Origin of the sequence: Lihuaxuella thermophila (assembly GCF_900110165.1) — a bacterium.
GTDB classification, from domain to species: domain Bacteria; phylum Bacillota; class Bacilli; order Thermoactinomycetales; family Thermoactinomycetaceae; genus Lihuaxuella; species Lihuaxuella thermophila.
The window spans coordinates 1-1,272 of sequence record NZ_FOCQ01000037.1 but is presented as its reverse complement, the minus strand read 5'-3'; the positions used below and the strand labels follow the sequence as shown (position 1 = coordinate 1,272).

3 protein-coding genes are annotated in these 1,272 nt (G+C 47.9%); all 3 read right to left on the bottom strand.

Annotation, left to right across the window (positions count from 1 at the left end):
- Positions 1–15 precede the first annotated feature (15 nt).
- Positions 16–258 carry a hypothetical protein gene (locus BMW55_RS18895; RefSeq protein WP_089973388.1) on the bottom strand — a complete coding sequence of 81 codons (243 nt, stop codon included), beginning with the start codon at positions 256–258 and terminating at the stop codon, positions 16–18.
- A 355-nt stretch (positions 259–613) separates the two neighbouring features.
- Entirely contained in the window at positions 614–874 is a 261-nt protein-coding gene (locus BMW55_RS18885; protein ID WP_089973382.1) for a hypothetical protein, read from the bottom strand.
- Positions 874–1,272, bottom strand: a 399-nt coding sequence (locus BMW55_RS18880) for a hypothetical protein (RefSeq protein WP_211663693.1), incomplete at its 5' end; no start/stop codon positions are given. The genes BMW55_RS18885 and BMW55_RS18880, both read right to left, overlap by 1 nt.

Sequence of the window (1,272 nt, the reverse complement as noted above, 5' to 3'; positions counted from 1 at the left end):
GCCGCCGCCCGTAATTTATGCTTGCCAAACGGTTTCCCATTCGATATAAAACCGGCTTTTTGACATATCCCATTTAAGGAAGCCTCTCTTCACTCGGTTTTCGTCCATTTCGTAAGAGTAGACAAATAAAATTTCGTTGTCTTCGTTCCACATGATAAAACCTAGCTTCTCAAACAACTCGCTTTCTTTTTCCGCATAATAACAAGTGCGGCAATCTTCGTGATGATCGTAAACTTCGATTTTATATTTAGGAAACATCATTACCCCTCCGTTTATGGGAGGGCGACCGGAGCCGCCCAAATTTACTTAACTTCCGAGAGCTCATAATCAAAGATCCGACCAAACTGATCCGTTACGAATACGCGGCGCCCGTGAACACAGAATGAATCAACAATCTTCCCTGCTTTCCCATTGCGGAGCCTTACGAGATCCCCGGGCCGCAACTCATGCACCGGTTTATCAACTAGGAAGGAGAATGAGACTTCACTGCTTTTTGCTCTCGACATATAGCTCACCCACTTCCCCATCGAGATACCGATCCAACTGTTCCTGATAGCATTTATCGATCTCCCCTTTTTAGTGAGCCGGGCAGCGGGGCCACCCGGCACCCGATTTATTTCAACCGCTTTGCAGCCGCCAGGCATCGCTGGCAAGTGACCGTCTTCGCTTGATACCGGCTGTTGATGTTGAACCATTCGTGAGCCAGTTTGTTATTGATCGGAGCGCCGCAAAGAAACTCGCCGCGTTTCCGATTCGGTAAATCTTCAAGCAAGAGGATGTGAGAAGTATTTCCTCGAATCTCAGCTGCACTTTTTTTGCGGATTCCTCGGATTGGTGTTGCTGGTTTGAATTTGACCGGGAGACTGAGGGCCATCACTCACCGCCCTCCATCGCCTCGCGGATTTCACGATCCAACTCCTCGTCAGTTATATCCAGGAGTTTATTGATCTCCTCTTCCGAGAGCTGCCGGCCTTTGAAGGATTCTTTATCGACCACTTCGCCCGTTTCGGGATCAACGTCGATTACTTCCGGTTTACTCATATGAGCCTTGGCAGTTTCTTTCAATTCCTCTGCCGAGTGATCGCGGAAATAACGGTACATTTTACCGAGCTCATCGAGTGTGAGATCTTTCGTGCTATCCTTTTTAACTTCAGCTTTCATGAGCGCTTTGATTTCATCTTCACTCAGCTTCTTTTCAGCCTTAGCAACTGCATACATGGATCGGATTCCCTTTTGCTTGCGCTCCTCTGGAGTGGGTTGCTTCCGTTTATC